Below are 7,789 nucleotides of genomic sequence, written 5' to 3' on the forward strand. Positions count from 1 at the left end.
CCACGACGGGGCTGCCGAAGGTGCAGCCGCTGGTCGACGGCGAGCGTCGCCGGCTCGCGCTCGGTGATCGGCAGCGGGGACGCGGATCGTGATCCGGCTCGATCGACACTGAGGTGTCCTCCGCCACTTCGCGGGGAGGCCGCTGAGCCGACGTGAACCCACGGGAGGCGATCAGGGCCGATTTCTGGCACGGTGTCGGTAGCGACGGGCTTGCGGTTGAGGGGGAGCGGTGGATTTCTCGGTGACGACCCGGCAGGGGCGTGTCGGCCCGGTGATCGAGGTCGCCGGTGATCTGGACATGGCCACCGCGCCGCAGCTGCGTGACCGGCTGCTCAAGGTGGTGGAGACCGGTGCGCGGACGGTGGTCGTCGACCTGACCCAGGTCGGGTTCGTGGACTCCAGCGGCCTGGGCGCACTGGTGCTCGTCTACAAGAACCTGCGGGAGCGCGACGGCTGGCTCGGTCTGGCCGTCGTCCGCCAGTCGATCCGCAAAGTCTTCTCGATCACGTCGGTGGACCGCGTCATCCCGCTCTTCGACACCGTGCGGGACGCCGAGGACGGCTCATCGGCGGCGGTGCGCTGAGCGCTCCTCCTCCGTGCTGACGCGGGTGCTGTCGGTGCCGGCGGTGGTGTTCCGTGGCCCGTGACCGGCGTACCAGTCGATGATGAGCATTGTGGCGTCGTCGTCCAGGACCGGCCCGGCGGCTGCGAGCACCGCGTCGGACAGCGCTCGCACCGCCTCGCGGGGATGCAGGTGGGCGAGGTGGAGCAGGGCCGCGGGCAGGTCGACGTCGGCGGCGTTGCGGTCCCGCATGCCGTCGGTGACCAGCACCAGCCGGTCGCCGGGCAGCAGGGGCAGTTCTCCGCTGCGGTAGCTCTCGCCGGGGAACATGCCGAGCGGGAAGTTTCCGGGCAGTTCCACGGGCACGACCCGGCCGTCCCGGACCAGCAACGGCGGGACGTGCCCGGCGTTGAGCAGCTCACAGCGGCCGGTGGTCAGGTCGACGCGGCCCAGCACGGCTGTGACGTACGTGCCGCGTACGTTGGCGTGCTCCGCGATGGCCTGGTTGGCCTCCTCGGCCTGGGCGACGAGGCCGGCGCCGCGCCGGCGGGTGTTGCGCAGGCTGCCCACGCCGAGGGTGGCGGTGAGCGCGCTCGCCACGCCGTGGCCCATCGCGTCGGTGACGCTGAGGTGCAGCAGATCCCGGGCGAGGCTGTAGTCGAAGGTGTCGCCGCCGACGCTCGCGGCGGGTTCCAGCCAGCCGGAGAGCGCGAAGGCGCCGGCCTCGCAGGTGAACGAGGCGGGCAGCAGGCGGCGCTGGATCTCGGCGGAGAGGCTGAACGGGGTGGTGCGCTGTCCCCACTCGAACAGGTCGGTGTGCCTGCGGTTGGCGATGACCACGAACGCCAGCGCGTGCGCGGTACGGGCGAGCGAGTTCACCGCGTCGCCGTCCGGCTCGTCGGGCAGGGCGACCTCCAGCAGGCCGATCGCCTCACCACGCTCGGTGACCGGCGCCAGCACGGTCCACCTGCCGTCGCCGGCGATGACCTCGGGGGCCTGCTGACGCAGGGCGCGTTCGTAGGGCCCGCCGTCAAACGGGAGGACCTCGGCGTCCTCCTCGCCGTGGTGCCGGCCGTTACCGCCGCCGTTCGGCTGGTGGATCAGCCGGACCAGCGCACGGCCGCTGAGGTCGGCGATCAGCAGCGAGACGCCGAGCGCGTTCAGCGCCGTGGCGATGACGCCGGTGACGGCCTGGACCGCCTGCACCGGGGCGGCGTCCTCGGCCGACTGCAACATCCCGGCAAGCACCGCCTGCTCGCTGTCCTTCACCCCCTGAGCATATTCATCGCGCCGCACGGCCGCTTCACGAGCGGGCGCCCGGCCCGGAGGGTCTCAGCCGTTGACGGTTCCCTATTGCATAGACTTTGCAACTGCCGAATAGTGGCAGAAGTGGGCGGGCGCTCGGGCACGCGATGATCTGATCTTCGCCGGAGCGCCCGCCCGGCCGCTACCGAGGACGAGTCCGAGGGGTTGCCGGTGGTGATCAAACCCAAGCCCGTACGCGTGGCCGCGACGCTCGCCGCCGCCCTGCTCGCCGCCGCGGGCTGCTCGTCGCCGACGGCCTCGCCGGGCGGCACGGGCAACGCCGGCACGCTCGTGGTCGCCACCGCGGGCGAGCCGGACACGCTCAACCCGGTGCTCAACTACGGCGTCGACGGCGCTTCACTGATCTTCGACGGGTTGGTCGCCCGGGACGCCCGCAACGAGCTGGTGCCCGCCCTGGCCCGCGAGCTGCCCACCGTCTCTGCGGACGGGAAGACGGTCACCGCGAAGCTGCGCGAGGGAGTGCTGTTCCACGACGGCAGCCCGCTGACCGCGCAGGACGTGGCGTTCACCTACCAGGCGGTGCTCGACCCGACTGTCGACTCGACGCTGCGCTCCGATCTGGACATGCTCGTCTCCGTCACCGCGCCGGACCCGGCGACAGTCGTGTTCACGCTGACGTACGCGTACGCGCCGTTCCTGCAACGGCTGGCGCTGGGGATCGTCCCGGCGAAGGCGTTCGCCGGGCAGGACGTCAACAAGGCCGGCTTCAACCGCAAGCCGGCCGGCACCGGCCCGTACCGGGTCACGTCCTGGACGCCGGGTGACCGGCTCGTGCTCGCGGCCAACGAGACGTACTGGGGCGGCAGGCCGGCGAACTCGGGCGTGGTGGTGGCATTCGTCGCCGACGACAACGTGCGGGCCCAGCGGATGCGGGCCGGCGAGTTCGACGCGGCGGAGCTGGCGCCGAAGCTCGCGTCCGGGTTCGAGGGCCGCAACGGCTACCGGGTGCACAAGGTGCCGACCGCCGACTACCGCGGCGTCATGCTGCCGATGGGCAACCCGGTCACCGGCGACCTCGCGATCCGGCGGGCGCTGAACGTCGCGGTGGACCGGCAGGCCATGGTGACCGGTGTGCTCGGCGAGGCCGGGGAGCCCGCGTTCGGGCCGGTGCCGCCCACCTCGGAATACGCCGAGCCGTCGATCACGGGCAAGCCGGCCGCCGACATCGCCGGAGCGGCGGCGGCGCTGGACGCCGCCGGGTGGAAGCCCGGCCCGGACGGCATCCGGGTCAGGGACGGGCGGCCGGCCGCGTTCACGATCATGTACCCGGCCACCGACAGCCTGCGCAAGGAACTGGCCCTGGCCGTCACCGCCGACGCGAAGAAGGTCGGCATCACCGTCACGCCGGAGGGCCTGACCTGGGACGCGATCACCCCGCGGATGGGGAACGACGCGCTGATCATGGGCTACGGCACGCCGTACGACCCGGACTTCGTCTCCTACAAGCTGTTCAGCTCGGCCTTCGCCGGGCAGGGGTTCTTCAACCCCGGCTCGTACCGCTCGACGGTCACCGACGCGGCGTTGCGGAAGGGCCGGGACGACGCCGACCCGGCCGCCCGCAAGGCCGCGTACGCCACGTTCCAGAAGCAGCTCGCCGCCGACGTGCCGTGGGTGTTCCTCACCTACCTCCAGCACACCTACGTAGTGAAGGACTCCGTGTCGGGGGTGACGCCACGGGTCGAGCCGCACGAGCACGACGTCGCCAACAGCATCTGGTGGAACGTGCACACCTGGACGAAGAAATCGTGACCGGACGGCGGCGGCCGGCCGGGGCCGGCACCGTGGTCCGGCGGCGGCTGCTGGTCGCCGTACCGGTGCTGGCCGCGACCAGCATGGGCATGTTCGCCCTCGGCGCCGCCTCCCCGATCGACCCGGCCCAGCAGTACGCGGGCGCGGCGGCGTTCACCACCAGCGAGGAGAACCTCGCGCAGATCCGCGCCAACTGGGGTGTCGACGACCCGCTGCCGGTGCAGTACGCCCGCTGGATCGGCAACCTGCTGCGCGGCGACCTGGGCTGGTCGACGAGCCGGCACGAGCCGGTCACCTCGGTGCTGGCCGCCCGCGCCGGCTGGACGCTGCTGCTCGTCGGCACCGCGCTCGCCCTGGTGCTGGTGGCGAGCGTGCTGCTCGGGACGCTGGCCGCGTACCGGCGCGGTGGCTGGTTCGACAGGGCGTTGCGCGCCGTCGCGTACGCCGTGCAGTCCATGCCGGTGTTCTGGATCGGCCTCGCGGCGATCGCCGTGTTCGCCCTCAGTCTCGGCTGGCTGCCCGCCGGCGGGCTCACCGACATCACCGCCACCGGCACCGACCCGGCCGACGTGGCCCGGCACCTGGTGCTGCCGGTGACAGTGCTGGCGATCTCCCAGGCCCCGTGGTTCGTGCTGTTCGTCCGCGACGCGGTCGCCGAGAGCCTGCGCGACGACCACGTCCTGGCCGCGCGCGCCCGAGGGCTGCCCGGCCGGGTCGTCCTGTTCGGACACGCGCTGCGTACCGCGCTGCTGCCGTTCCTCACCCTGGTCGGCACGCACCTGCCCGAACTCGTCGGCGGCGCGGTCCTGGTGGAGACCGTGTTCTCCCTGCCCGGCCTCGGCGCGGTCACCGTCGAGGCCGCGCTGGGCGCCGACTTCCCGCTGCTCGCGGCGACGACCCTGGCCACCGCCGTCGTGGTGCTGACCGCGAACCTCCTCACCGACCTCGCCTACGCCGCCGCCGACCCCCGGGTACGCCTCGATGACTGATCTCGCCCTCCCCGCGCGCGTACGGCGCCTGCGCCGTCCGGGCAGCGCCGGCACGGCAGTCGCCGTCGTCGTGCTCGCCGGTGTCGTCGCCGCCGCGTTGCTCGCCCCGGTCCTGTGGCCGCTGGACCAGAGCGCCGTCGACCTCTCCCGTACCCGGCTCGCGCCCTCGCCGGAGAACCTGGCCGGCACCGACGACCTCGGCCGCGACGTAGCGGTGCGCAGCCTCTACGGCCTGCGCGTCTCGCTGCTCGTCGGCGCTGTCGCCGCGCTCGTCGCGGCCGTCATCGGCGGCCTGGTCGGCGCCGTCGCCGGCAGCGTCGGCGGCCGGGTCGACCGGGCGCTCATGCGCGTCGTGGACACCGTCGCCGCGCTACCGCACCTGCTGCTGGGCATCTTCGTGGTGGCGATGCTGCGTCCCGGCCTGGGTGCGGTGATCGCGTCCATCGCGCTGACGCACTGGCTGTCCACCGCCCGGATCGTCCGCTCCGAGCTGCTCAGCCTGCGTAACCGGCCGTTCGTGGACGCCGCGATCTCCGGCGGAGCCGGGCGGGTCCGGGTGCTCACCCGGCACCTGCTGCCGCACGTGCTGCCCCGCCTGGCGCTGGCGACCACGCTCATGGTGCCGCACGCCGTCTGGCACGAGACCGCGTTGTCCTTCCTCGGCCTCGGCCTGCCGCCGCACCTCGCCTCGATCGGCAACATGATCAACGACGGGCAGCGGTCGCTGCTCACCGGCGCCTGGTGGGCCAGCATCGTCCCCGGTCTCCTGCTCGTGGTGGCGACCCTGGCGCTCGCCGTGCTCACCGGCCGCTGGCGTGACCGTCTCGACCCGCGCGTACGAGCGGAGCTGCACCTGTGACCGCGCCGGCGCTGCTGACCGTCGACGGGCTGACCGTCCGCTTCCGGCTGCGCGACGCGCTCGTGCACGCCGTCACCGACCTGAGCCTCACGCTGCGATCCGGCGAACTGCTGGCGGTGGTCGGCGAGTCCGGGTGCGGCAAGTCCGTCCTCGCGCACGCCCTGCTCGGCCTGCTGCCGCGCAACGCCACAGTCACCGGGCAGGCCCGCCTGCACGCGCCGGGGCGCGACGAGGTCGACCTGATCGGCGCGGGGGAGCGGCACCTCGCCCGGCACGTACGCGGCCGGGGCGTCGGCCTGGTCCCGCAGAGCCCCGCCACCGCGCTCACCCCCGTGCGTACCGGGCGGAAGCTGCTGGAGGAGACGCTGCGCGCGCACGGACACGCCCGCCGCGACGCGCCGGCCGCCGCCGACCGGATCGCCACCGACGTCGGTCTCGACCCGGCCGACCTGAACCGGTACCCGCACGAGCTGTCCGGCGGCATGGCCCAGCGGCTCGCCACCGCGCTCGCCCTCGCACCCGACCCGCCGGTGCTGCTGGCGGACGAACCCACCAGCGGCCTCGACCGGCCGCTCGTCGACCACACGCTGGACCTGCTGCGCCGCCGCTGCGACACCGGCGCGGCCGTCCTGCTCATCACGCACGACCTGGCCGCCGCGCGCCGCGTCGCGGACACCGTCGCCGTGATGTACGCCAGCCGCATCGTCGAACACCGCCCGGCCGAGGCGCTGTTCGACGACCCGGCCCACCCGTACACCGCCGGTCTGCTCGACGCGCTGCCCGACCGCGCCTTCATCCCGGTGCCCGGCCACCCGCCCGCGCTCACCGATCTGCCCGCCGGCTGCGCCTTCGCCCCGCGCTGCGCACGCGCCACCGACACCTGCGCGACGCTGCCCCGCGTCGCCGTCGACCGCGCGGGCTCCGTCGCCTGCCACCACCCACTGCGCGAGGAGGTACCGGCATGACGCTCACCGCTCCCGGCGCGACCGACGCCGCCGCCCCGGACGCCGCGCCGGCCGCCGGGCTCGCCGCGCACCAGGTCTCCGTCGCGTACGGCGGGCAGCGCGTCCTCGACCGGGTCGACCTGCACATCGCCCCCGGCGAGACGGTCGGGCTGCGCGGCCCCTCGGGCAGCGGCAAGTCCACGCTCGCCCGCGTCCTCGCCCTGCTGCACGCCCCGGACAGCGGGCACGTCACGATCGACGGGCAACCGCTCGACGGTGTCCGCCACCGCTTGCCGGCGGCGCTGCGCACCCGCGTCGCGATCCTGTTCCAGAGCCCGCGCGCCGCCACCGACCCGCGGCTCAGCCTCGCCGACATCGTCGCCGAGCCGCTACGCGCCACCGGCACACCGCGCGAGCGGGCGGCCGCCCGTACGGCGGAGCTGGCCGACCTGGTCGGACTGACCCCCGACCTGCTGACCCGCCGCCCGCACGCGGTGAGCGACGGGCAACTGCAGCGCGCCTGCCTCGCCCGCGCCCTGGTCCACCGGCCGGCCTATCTGCTCTGCGACGAGGCCACCGCGATGCTCGACGCCTCCACCCAGGCGCACCTCGCCGCCGTCGTCACCGACTACCAGCGCCGGCACTCCGCCGGGGTCCTGGTCATCACCCACGATCCGGCGCTGATGGCCCGCTGGGCCGCCCGGGTGGTGGACCTGCCGGCGGCCTGACGTCGCGTCACTCCTTTGCGGGGCGGCGTACGGTGCCCAGCGCCGCGGCGACGACGGCCCCGAATCCGATCGCCATGAGCGGCATCCCCAGCCCGAAGGGCAGTTCACCGACCCAGTCGATGCTGCTGCGCTCGGGCAGTGAGCCCAGGCTCACCGCGACCACGGCACCGGCGAGGAACATCCCGGCCACCGCCGCGCCGACCGCGAGCTTGGCGGACCCCACGCTCCGGCCGGCCCAGACGCTGGCCAGGATGGCGATCACCAGGCAGAGCACGACCAGCCAGGTCCAGCCGCCCTCGTTCTCCAGGTAGGACCAGCCCGAGTACCACCACTGATGGCGACGGGTGGCGCGGAACCACGGCATCAGGTAGCCGAACAGTGCGGTGACGGTGCCGAACAGGAGCAGCGCGTCGGGACTCGGCCGGTACGAGGGAGGGGAGTCGTCCATGCTTCCGCAAGCTAGCAGCCGTGTTGAAGGGCGGCAGCTCCGGCCGCCACCGCGAGGGATCAGCCGCCGAGGCGTACGTGTCCGTGTCATACGCCGTGGGCGCCGGGGGGGGGGGGGGCCCCGCGCGCCCCGCCGCCGGGGGGGCGGGGGGAGCACCCCCCCGGTTTAGGGCCGGTGGAAACCG

8 protein-coding genes are annotated in these 7,789 nt (G+C 74.0%); 6 read left to right on the forward strand and 2 right to left on the reverse strand.

Translation table 11 applies throughout. The features are described 5' to 3' along the window. Positions 1-229: 229 nt before the first annotated feature. Positions 230-583 carry an STAS domain-containing protein gene (locus ACFYON_RS05640; protein ID WP_355014784.1) on the forward strand — a complete coding sequence of 118 codons (354 nt, stop codon included), beginning with the start codon at positions 230-232 and terminating at the stop codon, positions 581-583. On the opposite strand, the gene ACFYON_RS05645 is transcribed toward ACFYON_RS05640, so the two are convergent. Continuing rightward, positions 563-1,831 (reverse strand): PP2C family protein-serine/threonine phosphatase, encoded by a 1,269-nt coding sequence (locus tag ACFYON_RS05645; RefSeq protein WP_354868282.1) that lies wholly within the window; start codon positions 1,829-1,831, stop codon positions 563-565. The two genes, ACFYON_RS05640 and ACFYON_RS05645, sit on opposite strands and share 21 nt — an antisense overlap. Before the next feature lie 210 nt (positions 1,832-2,041). Between ACFYON_RS05645 and ACFYON_RS05650 the strand changes: the two genes are divergently transcribed. Genes ACFYON_RS05650 through ACFYON_RS05670 form a run of 5 tightly spaced genes read left to right on the forward strand, consistent with a single transcriptional unit; the run spans position 2,042 to position 7,157 of the window. Next, a complete protein-coding gene (locus ACFYON_RS05650) occupies positions 2,042-3,637 on the forward strand; it encodes an ABC transporter substrate-binding protein (RefSeq protein WP_387320610.1) in 1,596 nt (531 codons plus the stop codon). Beyond that, positions 3,634-4,626 (forward strand): ABC transporter permease, encoded by a 993-nt coding sequence (locus ACFYON_RS05655; protein ID WP_354868288.1) that lies wholly within the window; start codon positions 3,634-3,636, stop codon positions 4,624-4,626. The genes ACFYON_RS05650 and ACFYON_RS05655 overlap by 4 nt, the downstream gene beginning before the upstream one ends. Further along, positions 4,619-5,485: an ABC transporter permease gene (locus tag ACFYON_RS05660; RefSeq protein WP_354868291.1), complete on the forward strand. Its 867-nt coding sequence runs from the start codon at positions 4,619-4,621 to the stop codon at positions 5,483-5,485. Before ACFYON_RS05655 ends, ACFYON_RS05660 begins: the two co-directional genes overlap by 8 nt. Continuing rightward, on the forward strand, positions 5,482-6,450 hold the full coding sequence (locus tag ACFYON_RS05665; RefSeq protein ID WP_354868293.1) for an ABC transporter ATP-binding protein: 969 nt from the start codon (positions 5,482-5,484) through the stop codon (positions 6,448-6,450). Before ACFYON_RS05660 ends, ACFYON_RS05665 begins: the two co-directional genes overlap by 4 nt. Next, entirely contained in the window at positions 6,447-7,157 is a 711-nt protein-coding gene (locus ACFYON_RS05670) for a dipeptide/oligopeptide/nickel ABC transporter ATP-binding protein (RefSeq protein ID WP_355095984.1), read from the forward strand. The genes ACFYON_RS05665 and ACFYON_RS05670 overlap by 4 nt, the downstream gene beginning before the upstream one ends. A gap of 7 nt (positions 7,158-7,164) precedes the next feature. On the opposite strand, the gene ACFYON_RS05675 is transcribed toward ACFYON_RS05670, so the two are convergent. Further along, positions 7,165-7,605 carry a hypothetical protein gene (locus tag ACFYON_RS05675; RefSeq protein WP_354868299.1) on the reverse strand — a complete coding sequence of 147 codons (441 nt, stop codon included), beginning with the start codon at positions 7,603-7,605 and terminating at the stop codon, positions 7,165-7,167. Positions 7,606-7,789: the final 184 nt, after the last annotated feature.

This window comes from Micromonospora sp. NPDC005686, assembly GCF_042871665.1.
Lineage (GTDB): Bacteria > Actinomycetota > Actinomycetes > Mycobacteriales > Micromonosporaceae > Micromonospora.

Coding starts and splice junctions, on each gene's coding strand:
- ACFYON_RS05660 (WP_354868291.1), top strand. CDS start 4,619: ATGACTGATCTCGCCCTCCCCGCGCGCGTACGGCGCCTGCGCCGTCCG.
- ACFYON_RS05670 (WP_355095984.1), top strand. CDS start 6,447: ATGACGCTCACCGCTCCCGGCGCGACCGACGCCGCCGCCCCGGACGCC.
- ACFYON_RS05675 (WP_354868299.1), bottom strand. CDS start 7,605: ATGGACGACTCCCCTCCCTCGTACCGGCCGAGTCCCGACGCGCTGCTC.